At 44.6% G+C, this 20102-nt stretch carries 20 protein-coding genes; 10 read left to right on the top strand and 10 right to left on the bottom strand.

The genetic code is table 11. The features are described from left to right. Positions 1 to 4: 4 nt before the first annotated feature. The 4 genes from ON006_RS28810 to aat form a co-directional block, all read right to left on the bottom strand. Positions 5 to 1090, bottom strand: coding sequence for a M20 family metallo-hydrolase (locus ON006_RS28810; RefSeq protein ID WP_244821638.1), 1086 nt, complete (start codon positions 1088 to 1090; stop codon positions 5 to 7). Next, a complete protein-coding gene (locus ON006_RS28805) occupies positions 1084 to 2334 on the bottom strand; it encodes a glutamate-5-semialdehyde dehydrogenase (protein WP_244821637.1) in 1251 nt (416 codons plus the stop codon). The genes ON006_RS28810 and ON006_RS28805 overlap by 7 nt, the downstream gene beginning before the upstream one ends. Next, positions 2334 to 3365 carry a glutamate 5-kinase gene (gene proB, locus ON006_RS28800; RefSeq protein ID WP_244821636.1) on the bottom strand — a complete coding sequence of 344 codons (1032 nt, stop codon included), beginning with the start codon at positions 3363 to 3365 and terminating at the stop codon, positions 2334 to 2336. The genes ON006_RS28805 and proB overlap by 1 nt, the downstream gene beginning before the upstream one ends. A 127-nt stretch (positions 3366 to 3492) precedes the next feature. Continuing rightward, entirely contained in the window at positions 3493 to 4101 is a 609-nt protein-coding gene (gene aat, locus ON006_RS28795) for a leucyl/phenylalanyl-tRNA--protein transferase (protein ID WP_244821635.1), read from the bottom strand. A gap of 331 nt (positions 4102 to 4432) precedes the next feature. Between aat and ON006_RS28790 the strand changes: the two genes are divergently transcribed. The 9 genes from ON006_RS28790 to hemH all read left to right on the top strand — a co-directional run bounded on the left by ON006_RS28790 (position 4433) and on the right by hemH (position 12058). Next, positions 4433 to 5164, top strand: coding sequence for a GNAT family N-acetyltransferase (locus ON006_RS28790; protein ID WP_244821634.1), 732 nt, complete (start codon positions 4433 to 4435; stop codon positions 5162 to 5164). Between the two features lie 177 nt (positions 5165 to 5341). Beyond that, the gene (locus ON006_RS28785; protein ID WP_244821633.1) at positions 5342 to 5638 is read left to right on the top strand and encodes a type II toxin-antitoxin system HigB family toxin; all 297 of its coding nucleotides are present in this window, start codon (positions 5342 to 5344) and stop codon (positions 5636 to 5638) included. Between the two features lie 40 nt (positions 5639 to 5678). Beyond that, positions 5679 to 6050, top strand: a complete 372-nt coding sequence (locus tag ON006_RS28780) for a helix-turn-helix domain-containing protein (protein WP_244821632.1) — start codon at positions 5679 to 5681, stop codon at positions 6048 to 6050. Between the two features lie 53 nt (positions 6051 to 6103). After that, positions 6104 to 7306 carry an argininosuccinate synthase gene (locus ON006_RS28775; RefSeq protein WP_244821631.1) on the top strand — a complete coding sequence of 401 codons (1203 nt, stop codon included), beginning with the start codon at positions 6104 to 6106 and terminating at the stop codon, positions 7304 to 7306. Positions 7307 to 7333: 27 nt separating this feature from the next. Continuing rightward, positions 7334 to 7693 (top strand): four helix bundle protein, encoded by a 360-nt coding sequence (locus ON006_RS28770; protein WP_244821630.1) that lies wholly within the window; start codon positions 7334 to 7336, stop codon positions 7691 to 7693. A gap of 6 nt (positions 7694 to 7699) precedes the next feature. Next, on the top strand, positions 7700 to 8707 hold the full coding sequence (gene argC / locus ON006_RS28765) for an N-acetyl-gamma-glutamyl-phosphate reductase (protein ID WP_244821629.1): 1008 nt from the start codon (positions 7700 to 7702) through the stop codon (positions 8705 to 8707). Positions 8708 to 8748: 41 nt separating this feature from the next. Then, positions 8749 to 9885, top strand: a complete 1137-nt coding sequence (locus ON006_RS28760; protein WP_244821628.1) for an aspartate aminotransferase family protein — start codon at positions 8749 to 8751, stop codon at positions 9883 to 9885. Between the two features lie 75 nt (positions 9886 to 9960). Further along, a complete protein-coding gene (locus ON006_RS28755; protein ID WP_244821627.1) occupies positions 9961 to 10914 on the top strand; it encodes an N-acetylornithine carbamoyltransferase in 954 nt (317 codons plus the stop codon). Positions 10915 to 10984: 70 nt separating this feature from the next. Continuing rightward, positions 10985 to 12058: a ferrochelatase gene (gene hemH / locus ON006_RS28750; protein ID WP_244821626.1), complete on the top strand. Its 1074-nt coding sequence runs from the start codon at positions 10985 to 10987 to the stop codon at positions 12056 to 12058. 21 nt (positions 12059 to 12079) lie between these two features. Here hemH and ON006_RS28745 read toward each other — a convergent pair whose 3' ends face one another. From ON006_RS28745 to ON006_RS28730, 4 genes are all read right to left on the bottom strand, one after another. Beyond that, entirely contained in the window at positions 12080 to 13228 is a 1149-nt protein-coding gene (locus ON006_RS28745; RefSeq protein ID WP_244821625.1) for a cysteine desulfurase family protein, read from the bottom strand. A gap of 37 nt (positions 13229 to 13265) precedes the next feature. Then, complete coding sequence (glmM, locus tag ON006_RS28740; RefSeq protein WP_244821624.1) at positions 13266 to 14669, bottom strand: phosphoglucosamine mutase; 1404 nt, start codon at positions 14667 to 14669, stop codon at positions 13266 to 13268. Positions 14670 to 14848: 179 nt separating this feature from the next. Then, complete coding sequence (locus ON006_RS28735) at positions 14849 to 15589, bottom strand: proteasome-type protease (protein ID WP_244821623.1); 741 nt, start codon at positions 15587 to 15589, stop codon at positions 14849 to 14851. Between the two features lie 51 nt (positions 15590 to 15640). Then, positions 15641 to 16657 carry an alpha-E domain-containing protein gene (locus tag ON006_RS28730; protein WP_244821622.1) on the bottom strand — a complete coding sequence of 339 codons (1017 nt, stop codon included), beginning with the start codon at positions 16655 to 16657 and terminating at the stop codon, positions 15641 to 15643. 219 nt (positions 16658 to 16876) lie between these two features. Here ON006_RS28730 and ON006_RS28725 point away from each other — a divergent pair, with 219 nt between their 5' ends. Continuing rightward, entirely contained in the window at positions 16877 to 18430 is a 1554-nt protein-coding gene (locus ON006_RS28725) for a helicase HerA-like domain-containing protein (protein ID WP_244821621.1), read from the top strand. Here the strand turns inward: ON006_RS28725 and ON006_RS28720 are convergent. Further along, a complete protein-coding gene (locus tag ON006_RS28720; RefSeq protein ID WP_244821620.1) occupies positions 18427 to 18993 on the bottom strand; it encodes an acyl-CoA thioesterase in 567 nt (188 codons plus the stop codon). The two genes, ON006_RS28725 and ON006_RS28720, sit on opposite strands and share 4 nt — an antisense overlap. Positions 18994 to 19010: 17 nt before the next feature. After that, positions 19011 to 20093, bottom strand: coding sequence for a Gfo/Idh/MocA family protein (locus ON006_RS28715; RefSeq protein ID WP_244821619.1), 1083 nt, complete (start codon positions 20091 to 20093; stop codon positions 19011 to 19013). Between the last annotated feature and the right edge of the window lie 9 nt (positions 20094 to 20102).

Here is a 20102-nt window from a genome sequence, read left to right as displayed (position 1 = left end):
ATGACTAGGATTTGGTTACCACGCCTTCGAGCATTGCAATATATTGAGCAATACCTTCTTCTATTTCACGAAGATAAATAAACTCGTCAGCGCTATGGGATCTTGCTGAATGTCCCGGGCCCATTTTTAACGACGGACAATCCAGAAGTGCCTGATCGGAGGTCGTCGGCGAACCGTAGGCCGTACGCCCTAATTTCAGACCTTCCGCAACAATCGGATGATCCATTGGAATGCTCGACGGCCGTAACCTTATTGAGCGTGCTGCTACCTCAGACTGAATGTTATTCTGAATCTCGTCAATCACTTCCTCCAATGTATACTGATCCGTAACCCGCACATCGATGGTAAAAGTACATGCATCAGGAACCACGTTGTGTTGCGTTCCGGCATTGATGATTGTTACCGACATTTTCACTGGGCCCAATGTTGGCGAAACTTTCGGGAACCTGTATTCCGTAATCCATTTAATGTCGGTCAGCGCTTTGTAGATAGCGTTTTCTCCCTCTTCCCTCGCCGCATGTCCGGACTTACCTTTGGCAATACAATCCAGGACAAGCAGTCCTTTTTCCGCTACCGCCAGGTGCATTTCCGTCGGCTCTCCTACTATTGCAAAAGAGACTTCTGGCAGCTCGGGTACTACAATTTCTAAACCTTCTTTTCCCGAGATTTCCTCCTCGGCGGTGGTAGCGATTGCTATATTGTAGGTAAGATCTTCTCTTTCATAAAAATGGCAGAATGTGGCAATTAACGATACCAGGCATCCACCAGCATCGTTACTACCCAAACCATACAGCTTGTCTTCCTCAACAATGGCTTTGAAAGGATCCAAAGTCCACGATTTATTAGGTTTTACAGTATCATGATGAGAGTTCAGCAAAACAGTAGGCTTCGATTCATCAAAATGAAGGTTGTACGCCCAGATATTGTTTTTCTTGGTATGAAAGGGAATGTTCTTTCTTGTAAAAAAATCAACAATCAACTGCGCTGTATTGGTTTCCTCTTTGCTGAACGAAGGAGTCTCGATCAGGTTTTTCAAAAGCGCAATGGCCTCCTGGGTAAGCGTTTGTATGTTTTCCAATGTATTTACCATCTTACTTGCCCGTCACCTTTAACAATCCATTTTTCTGTAACCAGTTTTTCAAGCGCAAATGGCCCTCTTGCGTGTAATTTCTGAGTTGAAATACCAATTTCAGCGCCTAATGCAAATACGCCGCCATCCGTGAACCGCGTAGATGCATTGGAATAAACCGAAGCTGCATCAACTTCTTTCAGGAATGTTTCAATGGCCTCATCATTCGTTGAAACAATTGCTTCTGAATGTCTGGACGAGTATAATTCTATTTGTTTCAAGGCATCATCCAGTCCGTCCACAATTTTGATCGAGCATTTAAAATCAAGGAATTCTTTTCCAAAATCATCCGGCCCGGCTTTTTGCAAATAGGGATAATCCGCCCTTTGTAAAATGTCATATGACAATTCATCCGCGAAAACTTCCACATTCCATTTGGTAAAACCTTCTCTCAATTTTGGCAAGAATGTTTCTGCAACCGCCCGGTCAACTAATACAGTGTCCAACGCATTGCAAGCTGATGGCTTTGAAACTTTTGCATTAACCACAATTTCCGCTCCTTTATCCAAATCCCCCGATGCTTCAATGTAGGTGTGGCAGACGCCGGCGCCTGTTTCAATGGTAGGTACCAATGAATTTTGCCTCACAAATTTGATCAGTCCTTCCGATCCTCTTGGAATAATGATATCAATGTATTGGGTAGCAGTCAATAATTCTCCCACAAACTCCCTCCCGGTTGGAAGCAATGTTACCGCGGCTTTTGGAACGCCAAACTGTATTAAGATCTCATGAATGAGGCTTACCAGGTAGGTATTTGAAAAATGTGCTTCCTTCCCACCTTTCAACACACATGCATTCGCAGAACGCAGGCAGAGTGACGCCACATCAATGGTGACGTTAGGTCTGGATTCGTAAATTACTCCTACTACTCCCAGCGGAACGGCTATTTTTTTAAGAGACAACCCCTGCTGAATGGTTTTTTCAACAAAAATCTCTCCTGCCGGATCGGGAAGTCCGGCAACGTCAATTAGGCTTTGCGCCAGATCATTGATCCTCTTTTCATTCAGAAGCAAACGGTCCTTTTTGGGATCTGCATCGTCCATGACGATCAGATCTCTCTGATTTTCGGCAATAATATTCTCCGCATTGGCCAAAACCTTTGCGGCAAGTGAAAGCAAAAGATCAGCCCGCTGCCGATCCGACAGCCTGCGAACTGCCGCAGAGGCTTCCCGTGCTTCCTTTAAAAGAGGTATAATAGATTCCATTATAATAGTACTATGTCATTGGCATTAGCCACTTCGAAATTCAATGTTTTTAGATTTTCGCGGATCGCGGATGAGGTTTCCCTGGCCCGCGCCACTGCGATCATTTCTTCTGCCGGCGAGTAAATCTCGATAATTTCCCCGGACTCAAAATCACCGGTTACCTCAGTTACTCCCACGGCGAGCAGGCTTTTTCTTCTTAGCAATGCCTTGGCTGCGCCTTCGTCAATTTGCAGGCTGCCGGATACCAAACCGCCACTTCCAAGCCAGCGATTTCGCGCAGATAATGTGCTTTTACCGGCATGAATGAGTGTTCCCGCATTTCCTTTCAGCGCTTCCAGCAATTCATTGGGTTGGTTCATCCCAAAAATCACAACCCTGATGGCCATTCTGGCCGCCAGTTTTGCAAAAGTAAGCTTGGAAGCCATACCTCCAAGACCAAGAAACGATTTGTCCGTCTTTACAAACTTGAAAACCTCATTGACATTCGATACGTTCCTTAAAATTTTGCCCTCCTCGTCCAGCAAGCCGCCGACAGAAGTACAAAACATCAAACATTCCGCACCAAAACCTACTGCAAGCAAGGTAGCCAGTTCATCATTATCAGAAAACTTCAACTCACGGTCGCTCACGACATCATTCTCGTTCACGATCGGGATAATGTTGTTTCCCCAAAGCTCTTCAAATGTCTCTTTGAGCTGCAAGAACTTGTTCCGGTTCGCAAAATGCTGTCTTTCGCAAAGGCTCTGGGCAATGTAAATTTCGTTCGGGGCAAAAAATTTGGCATACAAGCCTACCAGCAATGGGTTCCCCACGGATGCAGCCGCCTTCCGCTGCGTCATGGTTCCTTTATAATCCTGTATATAGGCCTTCCCCGCCCCTACTGCTCCTGACGAAACAATGATGATTCTGTACCTGGAATGGATTTCTGAGACCTGTCTTGCGATTTCGGAAATGATACTGGTATCAGGCTCGCCGGAGGGAAGTGTGATCGAAGCCGTCCCGAACTTTATTACTAATATTGGTTTTGACACTTTGGAATTCAATAATAGGCACGACCACTTTGACAGATCCGTACGCTGGGTAATCAATTTTGGGTCAAAATTAATTTATTTCAAATGAAATAGAACACAATGTCGAGGCTTACGACAGTTTGTACCATTATAAATCCTTCAATACTCCTCCGTCAAATCTCCTTTTTAGTTTTAATGCTTTCTGCAAAAGGTCCAGATACTCGTCTCTAGGAATTTCAATAGCGCCATAACGGAGCACATTATCATTGATAAACTGAGTGTCCAGCAGCACAAAACGATTTAATTTCAAGAGTTGCATCAAATAGTGAAAAGCTACTTTGGACGCATTGCTCTCCCTCGAAAACATAGATTCACCAAAAAACACACCATTAATAGACACTCCATAAAGTCCGCCTACCAGCTTCCCTTCCCTGTAACTTTCGACACTATGCGCATATCCCAGATGATAGAGCGAGGTATAGGCTTCAATAATAGGCTCCGAAATCCACGTACCCTGCTCATTTGCTCTCGGCCCGGAGCATCCGCGCATGACGCCCTCAAAGTCCGCATCAATTTTTATCTCAAAATATTTTTTGTTCAAAACCGGCCTGAGTGACTTGGAAGGCTTATAAGTATCAATCGGAATGACAGCGCGCGGGTTGGGTGAGTACCAGAAAATTGTCCCGTCCGACTCAGCCATTGGAAATATTCCGTTTATATATCCGTTAAGAATATCGTCGGTATTGATCTCGGTCATGAAAGTCACAATATGTAGGTTGGGTTCTAAAAAGTTTTGTTAATGCAAACGAACCATAAAAATATATCTTCTGTTTCTTTGGAGTGACAATTTTTTTTTCAAAATTTGCACCTTCTTAGACGCATTAGCAAGTCAATGAACAACAACGGCATACATACTGTTCTTCATACTACGCCTTTCCGATTCAGGTCCCCCCGGACCGCATAATTATCTTTTACCTACGTGGTAAAAACTTTTATACCCCTTTTTCTTTCTTATTCTAAACGTCCCATCGTTTTTTATCTGGGTATAGTAATTATCGTTTCGAACATCTTTGTCAGTAAAGTCATCAATGAAAAATACCGAAGTAGTGGGCAGTAAGTTTATAATTCAGACTGCCAATGAAAATCATCTTCATTTCGCCGAAATCATTTGCGCGGAAATGGAAGAGAGCGCCAAAAAGCGTGGTACCGGCATAGCCAAACGTTCTCCTGTATATATAATGGAAAAAATGGTGGAGGGAAAAGCAATTATTGCCACCACCGATACCAACGAATGGGTTGGTTTTTGTTACATCGAAACGTGGGAACACGGGAAGTTTGTGGCTAACTCAGGCCTGATCGTACATCCAGATTTCCGTAACAGCGGAATGGCTAAAGCGATCAAGCAAAAAGCCTTTGAACTGTCCCGGATGAAATATCCTGATGCAAAAATCATTGGTATTACAACCAGCCTTCCGGTAATGAAAATCAATTCCGACCTTGGTTACGAGCCGGTAACATTCAGCGAGCTTCCTGCGGATGATGCGTTCTGGAAAGGTTGTGCCAGCTGCGTGAACTATGACGTACTGACGCGGACGGGTAGAAAGCATTGTCTGTGCACAGGAATGATGTACAATCCGGACGATAAGAAAAAAGAAGAAGTTTCGGCAGCTTCAACAGGTGCCGAGCTTGAAAAACATTCCTGGGATTTCTTAAAAGAATCCAGCTTATATGAACGCTGGATGCGTATCAAGCAACGCATTTTATTGCGAAGGGAAGAACGCGCTAAAAAGAAAAACGCCGGGGCCTTGCTCGTACACTAACGTACTGCATTCATTTACAGATTTTATATATCTTTTAAATACCTCGCCCGGCAGCTATCATAAGCCCGAAGCGAGGTATTTTTTTGTTACTGCATTATTCAACGTAAAGAATCGTCATTAAGCTTTTCCCATTCCGGGAATGCATTCCGTGAAACTTACGTACTTTTGCAGACCAATATGAGAATTTTTACCCGGGCTACATTAAGGGAATTTTGGAATAGAACCCCTGATGCAAGGCCAGCACTTGAATTTTGGTATGATGCGGTGGAAAAAAAAAGCTTTCAGAATCCTAATGAAGTTATTACATTTTTCAAAAAAGCGGACACTGTGGGGAACGGCAGGGTAGTCTTTAACATCGCTCACAACAAGTACCGACTGATTGCAAAATTTGAATATGAGAAACAACTGGTGTTCGTGAGATTTATAGGCACACATCGTCAATACGATCAGATAGACGACATTAAAAACATTTAAGCGCGTTATGAAAGCACTAGCGATCAATTTGGAAGATATCGTGATCAAACCGATCACGAATGAATCCGATTTCCAGGAAGCCGGTAAAGTCATAGATGCGTTGTTGGACGCCGATTTGATTGAAAATCCAGCAGACAGAAAAAGGGCTCTCGATATTCTTGAAGCCATAACTGTCTTAGCAATCGATTATGAAAAAAGGCATTATCCAATCCCAAAACCGGATCCGATAGAGGCTATCAAAGAAAGAATGGAACAGCTTCACCTGACAAGAAAAGATGTTGCTCCATATTTCGGAGGTGAAAACAGGGTTTCAGAGGTTCTAAATAAAAAAAGAAATTTGACGATCAAAATGATCAGAGAACTTAGCAAAAATCTCGGAATACCTGCTGATACTCTCTTGACCGCCTGTTGAAAATTCATCCAATAACTGATTAAGTAAAAGTAAGTATCCATATCATAAGAATAATGTCACAGCCCAAAGTAGTATTAGCGTTCAGTGGAGGATTAGATACCTCTTTTTGTGTAAAATATTTAGCCGAAGACAAAGGTTACGAAGTCCATTCGGTTTTGGTAGATACAGGTGGTTTCTCGGATGAAGAACTGAAAACCATTGAGGCCAATGCATACGCCTTGGGCGTGAAGAAACATGCAACTATTTCAAAAACCAGCGATTACTACAATGATTGTATCAAGTATCTGATTTTTGGAAATATACTTAAAAACAACACATATCCTCTTTCCGTAAGCGCAGAGCGCGTTTTTCAGGCAGTAGCAGTTGCTGAATACGCCAAGGAAATCGGAGCCAGTGCGATCGCTCATGGTAGTACCGGTGCTGGAAATGACCAGGTACGTTTTGATATGGCTTTCAGAATCATTATCCCGGAAGCTGAGATCATTACCCCGATCCGCGATCTGAAACTTTCCCGTGAAGCGGAAATTGAATATCTGACAGCCAAAGGCGTTGGCCGCGAGTGGGCAAAAGCTGCATATAGCATTAATAAAGGCCTTTGGGGAACTTCGGTAGGTGGTAAGGAGACATTGACTTCTAACCAATATTTGCCTGAATCAGCCTGGCCTACGCAGGTTTCCAAAACAGAGCCTGAAACCATTGCATTGGAATTTGTACAAGGTGAGCTGAAAGGCGTGGCTGGCGAAAGTTTTGAAAATTCCGTACAGGCGATCCAAAAGCTGGCGGCGATTGCACAACCTTTCGGAATTGGCCGTGACATACATGTTGGCGATACGATTATTGGTATCAAAGGCCGCGTTGGTTTTGAAGCCGCTGCGCCATTGATCATCATTAAAGCGCACCACACGTTGGAAAAACATGTGTTGAGCGAGCAACAACTATATTGGAAAGAGCAGCTTTCTAACTGGTACGGAAGCCTTCTACACAAAGGACAGTTCGTGGAACCAGTGATGCGTAACATTGAAACATTCCTGACCGATACGCAATCGCACGTGACGGGCACAGTGCATGTTCACCTGGCTCCATACCGCTTCCATGTAGAAGGAATCGAATCTCCTTTTGACCTCATGTCTTCCAAATTCGGTAGCTACGGCGAAATGAATAACGCCTGGACGGGCGATGACGTAAGAGGATTCTCCAAAGTTGCGTCAAACCAGGTAATGATTTATCAGAAAGTGAGCGAGTCGAATTTGAGTTGATGAGTTTAGAGTTTATGAGTCTTTTCTATGCAAAATTATCAGGAGCTGAAGGTCTGGCAAAAGTCACATCGATTTGTATTGGAGGTATATCAAATTACCAATATTTTCCCGAAGAACGAGACGTTTGGACTGGTTTCACAAATGCGTAGATCGAGCGTTTCGATTGCTGCTAACTTAGCAGAGGGATGTGGTAAAAAAGGTGCCCTGGATATTGCAAATTTCTTTCAGATCTCTTTGGGTTCTTTGCATGAAACAGAATATTACTTACTTCTTTCAAAGGACTTACAATATATAACCAATGAAATATTTGAGTTACGCAATCTAGAAATTAAAGAGATCAAGGCTATGCTAGTATCTCTGATAAAGACAGTTCGTAACATTAGCTAAATAAAAATGACCTTATCAACTCATAAACTCATAGACTCTCTTAAGGTAGGTATAATAGGCGCGGCGGGCTACACGGGCGGGGAGCTGATTAGGATTTTGATCAATCACCCGAATGTAGAAATAGCTTTTGCACATAGTAAAAGCCAGGCTGGGAAACCGGTTTACGCGACGCATACTGACTTGCTAGGCGATACAGATCTGATCTTTTCAGGTGAAGACGTTCAAACACTTTTGAATGACCAAAACCTGAATGCTATTTTTCTGTGCTCTGGTCACGGCGAATCCAAAAAGTTTCTGGATGAGTATGCTGTTTCAGACAACATTAAAATCATTGACCTGAGTACTGATTTCCGTAACGAATCCGGCGGGTTTGTTTACGGGTTACCCGAATTACAAAGAGAGAAAATCAGAACTGCGACCAAAATTGCTAATCCGGGTTGTTTTGCGACAAGCATTGAACTGGCGATTTTACCACTTGCGAATGCAGGGCTGATTAAAGATGACATTCATGTTAGCGCAGTCACAGGTAGTACCGGCGCAGGTCAGTCGTTGAGCGCCACCACGCATTTTACCTGGCGTAATAACAATGTGTCGATATATAAGGCTTTTACGCATCAACATTTGACTGAGATTAAGATGAGTCTCGGGAAATTGCAGGATGGCTTTGACAAGGCGGTTAACTTCGTCCCTTATCGTGGCGACTATACCCGCGGAATTATGGCGAATGTGTACACTGCGTTTGACGGAACCCTGGAAGAAGCAAAAAGCATTTACAAGAGCTTTTACGCATCGCATCCATTTACGCATGTCAGCGACACACCCATTGACCTGAAGCAAGTTGTTAATACCAACAAATGCCTGATTCACCTGGAAGTACACGATGGTCAATTGCTGATTTCAAGCATTATCGACAATCTTACCAAAGGCGCTTCGGGACACGCTGTGCAGAACCTGAACTTGCTTTTCGGACTGCCAGAAGATTCGGGGCTGCGTTTAAAAGCACCGGCTTTTTGATCTATTAATTAGGACAATACCACATTAATTGAAATACCAAGATGTCACATTTATTTGATGTTTATCCAATTTACGATATAGAGCCGGTAAAGGCTCGGGGAAGTTATTTGTGGGATCAGAATGGCACCAAGTACCTCGATCTTTATGGCGGACATGCCGTAATTTCAGTGGGACATTGCAATCCATATTACGTGGATATGCTGACCAAGCAGCTTAATGCGATCAGCTTTTATTCCAATTCCGTCAAAATATCATTGCAGGAAGAGTTGGCTGAAAAATTGGGAGAACTTTCGGGCTACCCCGATTACAAGCTGTTTCTCTGTAACTCAGGAGCTGAGGCGAATGAAAATGCATTGAAACTGGCTTCATTTCATAACGGAAGAACCAAAGTAATATCGTTCACCAAATCATTCCACGGACGTACTGCCGGCGCAGTGGCCGCTACTGACGATGCGTCCATTGTTGCCCCGATCAATTACAATAAACACGTTACATTCCTTCCTTTCAACGACGTGGAGTCGGCTGAAAACGGTATTACTGACGAAGTTTGCGCGGTAATTGTAGAAGGAATCCAGGGCGTTGGCGGAATTAATGTTTCCACGGATGAATTCCTGCAAACATTAAGACGTAAATGTGACGAGACAGGCGCGATCCTCATTCTCGACAGCGTGCAATGTGGCTATGGACGTACCGGAAAATTCTTCTCGCATCAGTTCAGCGGGATAGAGCCGGACATTATGTCGATGGCCAAAGGAATGGGTAACGGATTCCCGATCGGCGGAATTCTGATCTCTCCCAAATTCAAAGCCAGCTACGGATTACTGGGTACCACTTTCGGAGGAAACCATTTGGCTTGTGCCGCCGGAGTTGCAGTACTGGATATCATGAAAAATGATAATCTGATCGAAAATGCTGCGAAAATCGGAGACTACCTTTTGAAGGGAATCGAGGAAATCGGAGGATATAAGGAACTCAGAGGACGTGGATTAATGATCGGTATTGAATTTGACTTCCCGGTTAAGGACCTTCGAAACAAACTTTTGTTCGAGCATAAAATGTTTACCGGAGTAGCGGGTGCCAACACCATTCGTTTGTTACCGTCGCTTACCCTGGGCAAAGAAGAGGCTGATCTTTTCCTTGAAGCATTGAAAAAAGAGGTATCAGTCGCCACCGTTTGATCTAAACTTAACACCTAAATATTGCTATAACCGGTTTCAGAACAACTCCTGAGACATGTCAGAATTCCTAACTGAATGAAACACTTCCTTTCCATAGACGACGTTACAGACCTTAACCAACTCATTTCAAGCGGAATTGCTGCGAAGCGAAATCCATTTGGCGACAGTGAGCTGGGGAAAAACAAAACCATCGGACTTCTTTTCTTCAATTCAAGTTTAAGGACCAGGATCAGTACACAAAAAGCTGCACAAAATCTCGGCCTGAATGTGATTACAATGAATGTCGGTCAGGATGGCTGGGGGCTGGAAATGGAGGAAGGTGTGATCATGAATGGCGACAAAGCTGAACACGTTAAGGAGGCTGCGGCCGTGATTGGAAGCTACTGTGACATTATCGGCATACGTTCTTTCGCGGGCTTACAGGATCGCGAAAAAGATTACTCTGAAATTATTTTTCAGCAGTTTAAAAAATACGCTCAGGTACCTATCGTCAATTTAGAATCTGCGACACGACACCCATTGCAATCCTTGGCTGACTGCATTACGATCGAAGAATTTAAACTTAAACAGCGTCCAAAAGTAGTTTTAACCTGGTTACCACACTTCAAAGCATTGCCTCAGGCAGTAGCAAACTCGTTTTGCGAGTGGATGAACCCGATGGATGTTGAGTTGGTTATTACGCATCCGGAAGGTTATGATCTGGCTCCCCAGTTCGTTGGAAAAGGTCAGGTTATTTACGATCAGGACAAAGCATTGGAAGGCGCGGATTTTGTATATGGCAAAAACTGGTCGTCTTACTCGAATTATGGCCAGGTATTAACCAGCGATCCGTCGTGGATGATCACGGAAGCAAAAATGGCACTGACAGATAATGGCAAATTTATGCATTGCCTGCCCGTTCGCCGCAACATGAAAGTCGCCGACGAAGTGCTGGATGGCCCTAGATCACTGGTGATTGAGCAAGCCGCCAACCGTGAATGGTCTGCACAGGCAGCTTTACGTGAGGTTTTGCTTGGAATGCAGCATTAACAAACATAGAATTAATCTATGGAAACGGTTTTCATTCACCCTGTTTCCAGTAATAAAAATATTACCTGTAATGAGTACCGCAACATTGACCCAGCCTTTCGATACAACAACTGTCAGTTCAATCCGTAAAACAGGCGTCTTAATTGTAAACCTGGGTACGCCGGACAGCCCATCAGTGCCTGACGTTCGCAAATATCTGCGTCAGTTTTTAATGGACGAAAGGGTTATTGACATTCCTTATATCAATCGCTGGCTGCTCATTAACCTCATCATTGCGCCGTTCCGGGCACCAAAATCGGCAAAAGTTTACAAACAGCTTTGGAGACCGGATGGCTCACCATTGAAAACTTACGGGTTTTCGGTTAAAGACAAATTGCAAAAGGCGCTGGGTGAAAATTACATCGTAGAGCTAGCCATGCGTTACCAAAGCCCGAGCATTGAAAATGGTTTGAAAGCCTTAAGGAAAGAATGTCTCACAGATATTATTGTAGTGCCTTTCTTCCCGCAATATGCTTCTGCATCAACGGGTTCGGTGTATAAAGAAGTAATGCGGGTGGTGAAGGACTGGGAAGTATTGCCTGAGATCAGGTTTGTAAACCGGTTTTTGGAACATCCCAAATTCATCAAGGGTTTTGTTGATCTTGGTAAAAAATACATGGCTGAGCGTGAATTCGATCATTTCGTGTTCAGCTACCACGGACTACCGGAGAGGCAAATTACAAAAGGCGATGTGACCAAAAGTTTTTGCCAGTTCGGATCTTGCTGCGACACATTAGATCACAGAAATCAGCATTGCTATCGTGCCCAATGTTTTGAAACAACGCGGCTGTTAGTCAAAGGAATGGGAATTCCGGAAGGGAAGTATACCACCTGTTTTCAGTCAAGATTGGGGAAAAATCCTTGGATTAAACCCTATACCGACGAAGTAATACCGGAACTAACCAAAAAAGGCGTAAAGAGTGCCCTGGCATTTTCACCGGCTTTCGTCGCAGACTGCCTCGAAACGACCATTGAAGTGGGCGAAGAATATAAAGAGCTTTTTGAAAAAGAGGGAGGAGAACACTGGCAGTTGGTAGAAAGTCTCAACGACAGTGACATCTGGATTGAAGCTTTGGAAGATATCATCAAAAATCCGGCAGCCTGATCAGGCGCCGGATTTTTGGCTTTATAGTGTTACACCTTCTTTCTTATAAAGTTCTGAAAGCGTATGCACGGCATAATCAATTTCTTCTTCCGTATTATATTTCCCAAAGGAGAAGCGCACGTTCGCCCGGTTTTCATCGATTTTGAGCTCTGTGAGCACATGAGACCCAATTTCCGTGCCACTGGAACAGGCACTGCCTCCTGAAACTGCTATACCTGCAATATCCATGTTAAACAACAGCATATCGCTGATATCGGACGGTGGAAGGCTCACGCTTAGCACTGTGTACAAACTTTTGTCCAGCTGGTCGGAATTTCCATTGAAAGTTATCCCGTCAATGCTGTCTCTCAGCTTTTCGATCATGCGTGTTTTCAGGCCTTCAATGTGGCTGCGATGCTCATCCATATCACGGTAGGCGATTTCCAGTGCTTTCGCGAGGCCTACTATCCCGTAAATATTCTCAGTACCGCCGCGCATGTTACGTTCCTGCGCGCCCCCATGTACGAAAGGTGCTATTTTAATGCCAGGCCTTACATATAAGAATCCAATGCCTTTGGGTCCATTGAATTTGTGGGCTGCGCCAACAATGAAATTTGTTTTCAACTGCTGCAGATCGTGCCTGTAATGACCCATTGTTTGAACGGTGTCACTATGAAACACTGCATTATACCTCTCACAGATGTCCCCTGCCGCATTCAGATCCAGCAAATTCCCTATTTCATTGTTCCCATGCATTAATGAAACCAATGAACGTGAATTCGACGCCAGTAATGTTTCAAGATGAGCCAGATCAACTTCCCCCTTGTCGTTCAGATTGACAAAGCTCAGCTCTATCTGCCCTGTTTTTTTAAGGTATTCAAGGGTATGTAACACTGCGTGGTGCTCAATACGGGAAGTGATGGCATGTTTCAGACCCAGCGTTTCAATGGTGGAACGAATGGCGGTATTATCAGCCTCAGTACCACCCGAAGTGAAAAATATCTCAGCGGGAGCTGCATTCAATATCGCTGCAATGTTCTTCCTGGCCCGCTCAATCGCCGAACGTACAGCCCGGCCATAAGAATGGATAGAAGACGGGTTGCCGAATTGCTCGGTCATCAGCGGTAACATCACTTCCAGTACCTCAGGGTCCAGTCGTGTAGTCGCCGCATTGTCCAAATAGGCTTTCATTTTTTCAATTAATTTCAATCAATCCGTCGTCGAAGCTTTATTTCTTAGGCTCGGAGATAATCTCCTTGATGTCAGAAATAATCTTGTTCGCGAGGTTGATCGCCGTGGTTTGTGTCTCCGATTCCGAATAAATCCTGATGATCGGTTCCGTGTTTGATTTACGTAAATGAACCCATTCTCTGTCAAATTCGATCCTTACGCCGTCGATTGTGTTCAATGGCTGCTTGGAATATCTCGTTTGAATGCGGCTCAATATGTTATCAACACTAATATCGGGCGTGAGTTCAATTTTGTTTTTAGAAATATAGTAGTTGGGGTAGGACCTACGCAAAACAGAGGCCGTTTTGCCAAATTTGGCCAAATGTGTCAGGAACAAAGCGATTCCAACCAATGCATCTCGTCCGTAATGACTTTCAGGATAAATCACCCCGCCATTCCCTTCGCCTCCGATGACAGCATGGTTAGCCTTCATCATATTGACAACATTCACCTCTCCCACTGCAGAAGCGAAGTATTTACCGCCAGCTTTCACCGTCACATCACGCAATGCAGCTGTGGACGAAAGATTGGAAACGGTGTTCCCCGGTGTGTTTTTAAGAACGTAGTCAGCAACTGCGACCAATGTATACTCTTCGCCGAAAGGAGTACCATCCTCGCACATCAGCGCAAGTCGGTCTACATCCGGATCTACGACGATACCAAGATTGAATGCACCATTATTTAACTCTTTGCTGATTTCCCGAAGATGTTCCGGAAGTGGCTCAGGATTATGGGCAAAGTTGCCCGTCGGCTCGCAGTTAAGCTTTTTTATGTTTTTGGGAGATACTCCAAGTGCTTCAAGCAACATTGGAACGACGATCCCACCGGTAGAATTGACTGCGTCAACAACAATTCTGAAATTTGCATTTTTAATTGCCTCCACATCGACCAAAGCCAATGCAAGCACCTGATCAATGTGCTTTTGGAGGTACGTATCGTCGGTGCTGTAACTTCCTAATTTCTTTACATCAACAAAAACAAAGTCTTCTTCATCCGCAATTCTCAGTACTTCTTCACCGTCGGCTTCTGAAATAAATTCACCGTCGTGGTTCAAAAGTTTGAGGGCATTCCATTGGATCGGATTGTGGCTCGCAGTCAAAATAATACCTCCTGCGGCGTTCTCTGCGGTAACTGCTATCTCAACGGTAGGTGTGGTTGAAAGGCCCAGATCCAGCACATGAAGCCCTACTCCCTGTAATGTACCTGCGACCAGACGGCTAACCATTTCACCGGAAAGCCTGGCATCTCTGCCAATAACGACCTTTAAATTTTGTGGATTTGTACGCCTCAGCCATGTTCCGTATGCAGCTGCAAACTTCACAACATCAATCGGAGTCAGCGCCTCACCCGATTTTCCACCCACGATACCTCTGATTCCTGAGATAGATTTAATTAACGTCACGATCTAGAATTCCTCTTTTTGTTTGGTTGCAAAAATACTAAATTTCCCTCTCTACTAGCCGAATTTTCTTCAAACAACGGCAACATTTGAGTTTATGGATTCCCATCACTCACTTAACGTTCAGCGTAATTTTTCTGATCTTGAATTGAATTATTATTAAAAACAGGTTGCGAAAGAATTCAGTTTGATGACGTTATCTCCATTTTATTAAAAACCGGATCCATCCATTCCAAAGGTAGTTTCTGAACCGAATTGCTCAGCAAAGCACTCCATTGCTTCCCTACATAGTCCAGGTCATCTTTTTCAAAGCGGTGTTCGACAATCTGAAAGGAGTCCTTTTCATACATCACCACATCTATCGGATAATCCACATCATTGGAGCTTACCCTCGTAGAATCAAACGAGAGGAACCCTATTTTCAAGGCATCCTGCATGGAAGAATCAAATTTGAGGCTGCGGTAAAGAAGCGGTTTCCCATAACCCGAATTACCAATGATAATAAAAGGTGAACCGTCACCTACCTCCACCCAGTTTCCCTCCGGATATAACAGGAACAGCTTGTGCTCCTTATCATTTTCAAGCTGTCCGCCTATAATGGCAAACAGATTAAAAGAAAGCCCGGCGGCATTCAATGCATTCCGGTCCTCGTCGGCCACACGCCGCACCTGTTCACCGAGCGCATTAACAGCCTTGTATAGCTTGTTGAATGAAGAATCACGCTCTTCCAGTACTTCCTTGAAATAAGTAATGGCTTTGTCCCGGACCGATCTCAACCCGGAAGTCATTACGAAAATCGAATGCTTTTCTGATTGATAAACGGAAACCTTTTTATTCGTTGAAACCTCCGTACCGGAAGTCAGGCGGGTATCAGCAATGGCGACGAGGCCCGTTGCTACTTTTATCCCAAGGCAATATGTCATGTCGTTGCGGCGCTACAAATGTTATAGGTCGCTAAGTTATTAAAAGTTTGTTCAGTTCATCCACTGGGTCTTAAATTGTCCCGTTGTTTGTCCCTGAGACTGACTTTGCGACTGCCCGGTTTCCAAACCGAAATACATATCAAAAATCGCATTGTCCACCTCGTTATTCTTAGTCTGAAACTTGTCCAGATATTCGTGAAGGCCCATTTTGAACACGTCTTCCACGTCTGTGAATTCCAGTTCACTCCGGATCTTGCTCAATGCACGTTCCGCCGGATTGGTATGCCCGCGCTCAGGAATCGATCCTGCGATGGCATATAACGACAGTTCAGCCTGGCGCACACAGTAGGCAATGGATCTCGGGAACAATTTGTCCAGGATCAAAAACGCAACGATGTTCATTGGCGTCAATGCGCGATGTGTCTGCCGGTACATATTATATGCACTCACCGATTTCAGAACCGCCGTCCAAAGCATCAGGTCCAATGTAGAACCAGAAGTACCGGCATCTTGCAAAAGAGTAAAATATTTTACGTCAAGAAAGCGGGAGCATTTGTCTGCACGTTCTATATGCCGTCCCAGGCGTCCGAAATGCCAGGCCTCATTTCGCGTAATGGAAGCATCCACAACACCGTGAAAAAGCTGGCAGCTTTTGCGGATATCTGTAAAATAGGACTGCATATGGTCCATGTTCCGGAAATTGTCCGGCGACGTACCGCGGATAGACAGATAAAATTCATTGATACTCTCCCACATTTCCTTCGAAATCGTCTCACGGATCGTGCGGGCATTTTCCCGCGCTTCGTAAAGACAGCTAATGATCGAATTAGGATTGCGTTTGTCGAAGGTCATGAAATGGATAACATCCTCTTTCGTCGGCTTATCATAATACTTATAAAATAAATAATGATCAGCGGTTGCAATCAGAAGAGGTTCCCATTGTTCGTCTACGTCAGGAGGGAGATCCAATGCCAGATTAAAATTAACTCCAACGAAACGGGCGTAATTTTCAACCCGCTCCATGTAACGGTTCATCCAGTAAATTGAATTGGCAACTCGGCTAAGCATAAATGGCAAGTATTATATCTAAATTGATTAATCAGAATAATTGTTAAGCGATCATACCAAAATACCTAATAAAATTTTGCAAATACAAGGATGTGCGAAAAGTAATATAATATCTGGAAAGATTATCATTTCAGGAATTTTCCCGTGATTGGTTTGGAATCCACCGGAAACATTTAATTTTTGTAAATTAACAAGTCGAAAACTATAACCTGTATTACTGTGTCGAAAAAAGAGCAATTTATTGCAGCAATTCAGAAATCATATCAAACTGACAAGCCGGTAATTCGTTTGGGCTCCGCTATTTTAGACGGAGAGATTATCGGGGAAGCAAGAGTAAGCCTGCCGCTGCGAATGATGAACCGCCACGGGTTGGTAGCAGGAGCCACAGGATCAGGAAAAACCCGCACATTACAGGTATTGGCAGAGCAGCTTTCCGCAGCGGGTGTGCCTGTGTTCATGTCGGACATTAAAGGTGATTTGTCGGGTATAGCCCAGCCTGGCAAAACCAATGCAGCATTGGAGGAACGTTCACAGATACTCGGAACCGTTTTTGAACCAAAGGGATATCCAGTCGAACTATATTCGCTGAGCGGACAAAAAGGCTCGCAGATGCGTGCGACAATTCTGGAATTCGGGCCTATTCTTCTTTCCAAGATATTTGAATTAAATGAGACACAGGCGGGCGTACTGGCCATTCTTTTCAAGTATGCCGACGATAAAGATCTGCCAATGGTGGATTTGAATGACCTGAAAAAAGTGCTCAACTACCTCGCCGAAGGTCCGGGCGCTGCCGAGATCAAAGCTGACTACGGTACCATTTCCACTTCGACGGCGGGTACGATCCTCCGTAAAATCGTTGCATTGGAGCAGCAGGGTGTAGGTACTATTTTTGGTGAAAAATCTTTTGACATTACCGATCTCATCAATCGCGTCGACGGCCAGGGTGTGATCAGCCTGCTTAACATTTCTGATGTTCAGGACAAGCCTGCATTGTTTTCAACTTTCATGTTGAGCCTGCTGGCAGAGCTGTATCAGAAGTTGCCGGAAGCAGGTGATTTGGACAAACCCAAACTGGTATTCTTCCTCGACGAGGCACATTTATTGTTTAAAGACGCCCCAAAAGCTTTCCTTGACCAGATCGAACAGGTAGTAAGGCTGATCCGCTCCAAAGGCGTAGGGATCTTCTTTTGCACCCAAATGGCGCAGGACGTTCCGGTATCGGTACTTTCTCAGCTGGGAAATAGGGTACAGCACGTTTTAAGAGCATTTACGCCACAGGATGCCGACGCATTAAAACAAACGGTAAAAACCTACCCGCGCTCCGACTACTACGCAATCGACCAGATTCTGACCACATTGGGGATCGGACAAGCACTTATTACGGTACTAAATGAAAAAGGTATCCCTACCGAAGTGGCCGCGACGCATTTGCTCCCGCCAACGTCCATTATGGGACCAATGGTGCAGGCTGATTATGACAAGCATGTCCAGCAGTCCGATCTTTACATGAAATACAAAGACCCGCTCGACCCGGAAAGCGCTTACGAAATGCTGACCAAAAGAATGGAGGAGCATGCGAAAGTAGAGGCGCAAGCGAAGGAGGAAGTCGTTGAAGCCAAAAAGCAAAAGGAAGAAACAAGCGTCATTGCCGACGCATTGAATTCTCCTCTGGCCAAACAAATTGGTCGTGAGGTAGTTCGCGGCGTTTTCGGAATGCTGTTTGGAAAATCCACCCGCACGAGAAAAACCGGCGGAGGACTTTTCGGATTTTAAATATCATTTTTATCCCAGCCGATAACACATCGTTGCTGGGATAATTTTTCAAGATTTGCCTGTACATCAATCCGGGTCTTGGCATTATCGAATGCATCCCGGTAACTTTCTTTCAATTCCCGACGCTTGATCGCTTCCAGAAAACGGCGGGCATCTTCTTCATTTTCCAGCAATAATTCCGGCACTACCGTCGGCTTATCATCATCGCCCTTCGCCACCATTGTGACGTAGGAAGTATTGGTATGCCGCTGAATGCCATTCCGTACATTTTCCGCAATAACCCTGATCCCGATCACCAACGAAGTTCTTCCGACATAATTGACAGAAGCATGCAGCGAAACCAGATCTCCCACCTCCACGGGTTCCAGAAAATCAACACCATCCACCGAAACTGTCACGCAGTAGGTACCCGCATGGCGTGCAGCACATGAGTAAGCCACTTTATCAATCAATGACAATAAAATCCCTCCGTGAATTTTCCCGCCAAAGTTGGCATAAGAAGGGATCATCAACTCGGTGAGGGTAGTTTGGCTGAAACGGACAGCGCGGGGTTCCTGCTCCATTATATTACTAATGCTATTTATTTCAAAAATACAGTCTTACCTGACTTCGCAGATTGCTTGGCAGATTCCAATATTTCTACGACGGTAACATTGACCGGTAACCCGTACAGGTCGTTGGTATCGAGCTTCAAGCGACCCTGCACCACATCCGCCAAAACTGCAAAAGGATCCGTAAATGGAGCCGGACGAGGGTCGAGCTTGATGGTTTCCTCAGGTGCTTTTTCCTGTAATCTTTGTCTGACAACGGTTGCGTTTACAGCAATCGCGTAACCCTTGTTACCATATACTTCCATATCTTTTCTTCCAAATGACCAGTTCCAGGAGCCCTGAATGATACATTGCGCCTTTGGATATTGCAGTACAATGGTCGCCTCATCGTCTACATTCTTGTAAATCTCCGGCTTGTCCTGATGCGTCACCGCAGTTACCGAAATGGGTCTTTCTCCCTTTAAAAGCCAGGTCATCAAATTGGCGCCATAGCATCCGAAATCAATCAGAGCACCTGCGCCGTTTTTGGCGGGATCAGTCAGAATGGCGAAAAATTCCTTGCTGACCCCAATTTCTTTCGGTCCCTGGTGACCATCATTCACCATTACCTTCCGAATGTCACCTAGCTTACCCTGGCTTACCAGATCATTCACATATTGGTTGCTGGCGTACCACGACGTTTCATAATTGGTCAGTACCTGAATGGAATTTTGGCTGGCCAGCTTCTGAATCTCCTTGGCATCTGCGAATGTAGTAGCCAATGGTTTCTCTACCATCACATGAATTTTCCGTGGTGCGCAGGCACGGACAACTATCACGTGATCGCTGATCGCTCCGAAAGCTGAAACGGCCTCTGGTTTCGTTTCATCCAGCATCTTGTTCAGATCTGAGAAGAAAAGCTTCTTGTCCAGCTTGTATTTTTCAGCAAATAAATTGACCAGATCAGGATTGGTTTCGTAAATCCCAACTAGTTGAATGACTTTTTTATCCGCACTATTAAAGACCCAGCCTACATGCCCGTGGCTAAGGCCCGCGACAGCGACGCGCACAGGAGACTGGGCGATTGCCTGGATACTCAGGAGCCCGAAAATCAGCAATAAGATCGTTTTCATAGATTAGGT

Source organism: Dyadobacter pollutisoli (assembly GCF_026625565.1).
In the GTDB taxonomy this organism is placed as follows: Bacteria; Bacteroidota; Bacteroidia; order Cytophagales; family Spirosomataceae; genus Dyadobacter; species Dyadobacter pollutisoli.
Note: the sequence above shows the minus strand (reverse complement) of the source record. Positions and strands in the feature narration are given on the sequence as shown.

Coding starts and splice junctions, on each gene's coding strand:
- ON006_RS28805 (WP_244821637.1), bottom strand. CDS start 2,334: ATGGAATCTATTATACCTCTTTTAAAGGAAGCACGGGAAGCCTCTGCG.
- ON006_RS28790 (WP_244821634.1), top strand. CDS start 4,433: ATGAAAAATACCGAAGTAGTGGGCAGTAAGTTTATAATTCAGACTGCC.
- hemH (WP_244821626.1), top strand. CDS start 10,985: ATGAGTACCGCAACATTGACCCAGCCTTTCGATACAACAACTGTCAGT.
- ON006_RS28760 (WP_244821628.1), top strand. CDS start 8,749: ATGTCACATTTATTTGATGTTTATCCAATTTACGATATAGAGCCGGTA.
- ON006_RS28755 (WP_244821627.1), top strand. CDS start 9,961: ATGAAACACTTCCTTTCCATAGACGACGTTACAGACCTTAACCAACTC.
- ON006_RS28770 (WP_244821630.1), top strand. CDS start 7,334: ATGCAAAATTATCAGGAGCTGAAGGTCTGGCAAAAGTCACATCGATTT.
- ON006_RS28775 (WP_244821631.1), top strand. CDS start 6,104: ATGTCACAGCCCAAAGTAGTATTAGCGTTCAGTGGAGGATTAGATACC.
- argC (WP_244821629.1), top strand. CDS start 7,700: ATGACCTTATCAACTCATAAACTCATAGACTCTCTTAAGGTAGGTATA.
- ON006_RS28735 (WP_244821623.1), bottom strand. CDS start 15,589: ATGACATATTGCCTTGGGATAAAAGTAGCAACGGGCCTCGTCGCCATT.
- ON006_RS28715 (WP_244821619.1), bottom strand. CDS start 20,093: ATGAAAACGATCTTATTGCTGATTTTCGGGCTCCTGAGTATCCAGGCA.
- ON006_RS28720 (WP_244821620.1), bottom strand. CDS start 18,993: ATGGAGCAGGAACCCCGCGCTGTCCGTTTCAGCCAAACTACCCTCACC.
- aat (WP_244821635.1), bottom strand. CDS start 4,101: ATGACCGAGATCAATACCGACGATATTCTTAACGGATATATAAACGGA.
- ON006_RS28730 (WP_244821622.1), bottom strand. CDS start 16,657: ATGCTTAGCCGAGTTGCCAATTCAATTTACTGGATGAACCGTTACATG.
- ON006_RS28785 (WP_244821633.1), top strand. CDS start 5,342: ATGAGAATTTTTACCCGGGCTACATTAAGGGAATTTTGGAATAGAACC.
- ON006_RS28745 (WP_244821625.1), bottom strand. CDS start 13,228: ATGAAAGCCTATTTGGACAATGCGGCGACTACACGACTGGACCCTGAG.
- ON006_RS28810 (WP_244821638.1), bottom strand. CDS start 1,090: ATGGTAAATACATTGGAAAACATACAAACGCTTACCCAGGAGGCCATT.